At 72.0% G+C, this 1088-nt stretch carries 1 protein-coding gene; it reads right to left on the bottom strand.

From position 1 onward, the window contains the following. Positions 1-1088 (bottom strand): hypothetical protein (locus RS86_RS20520; protein ID WP_045270152.1); only part of this gene is annotated, 1088 nt, incomplete at both ends.

Raw genomic sequence — 1088 nt, 5'->3', positions numbered from 1 at the left:
ACGTCGAGGGGGTTCCCACAGGTGTCGACGGTGACGGGGATGGTTCCGGTGTCGCAGATGCGTCGTTCCGCGACCGCGGCGGGGAGCGCGGTGAGGCCGTCTTCGGTGACCGCGACCGGCGCCAGCGAACCGTCCACCGTGATCTGCTGGATGAGGCGGAGTCCGGCCTGGCGGGTGCCGAACACGGCGGCAGGGTCGGCGAGGGTGCCGGTGCGGATGAGGTCGAGGAGCAGGTCGTAGGACAGCTGATCATTCGTGCGTGGATCCGCGGACAGGTCAGCGGCGGACGTCTTCTCGGAGGTGTCGACGAACCGGGGTCCGCCGCGGCGGGGTCGCAGCGCGGCAGCAAAGATCGTGTCCACGAATGCGCCGCCTTCATCATCGAACGCGATCGATGCCCGTCGCATCCCGTCCTGGTCGAACCAGGTCCGGAACGCACGCTTCTCATACCGGGCCAGGAACCGGACCTCGGCGCCGTCCGGGTCGAGCAGATCCCGGACCGTCCGCGCGGCCACCCCCAGTTCTTCCACGGTCCGCCGCCCTGCCTCCTCAACGAGCTGCTCGGCGGCGTGCGCCCAGGCGTCGCGGGTGGCGCGGTCGTGCATGGCGCGGTTGGCGTCAGAGCAACCTTCTGGTGCGGACGGTGGGTCGCCGAGTCCGCGGCGGATCGCATCGAACTGCGCCGACGTGAGGGCCCCGGACCGCAGACCCTCCCGCAGCACCTGCCGCCAATCAACCGTGGCCTGTCCGGCGTCGGGCGCATCGACGCCGGACAGGTCAGCCGCGGCGCCCGAACCAGCTGCCTCGTCGAGCAGCGCCTCTCCGACCCGCACCTGCCTCGCCGCTTCGCCCTTCGTCATCCCGCCGAGCTCCTGCACGAGCGACGCCGCGGACCGGTGTCCACGCGCCTGTGCCAGCCCGGCGTGCCCTGCGTCCCGGGTGGAGCGTCGTGCGATCACTCCGGCGCAGATCACCTGCACCTGCTCCACCAGCCGGCCGACCTCACCGGCCTCGCGAAGCACCGCCACCGCCTCCGCATCCGCGAGTCCCTCGACCACGCCTTGCACGTCCGACGCGCCCGCACCCGC

It is taken from the genome of Microbacterium azadirachtae (assembly GCF_000956505.1).
In the GTDB taxonomy this organism is placed as follows: domain Bacteria; phylum Actinomycetota; class Actinomycetes; order Actinomycetales; family Microbacteriaceae; genus Microbacterium; species Microbacterium azadirachtae_A.
This window is presented reverse-complemented; position numbering and strand designations above follow the sequence as displayed.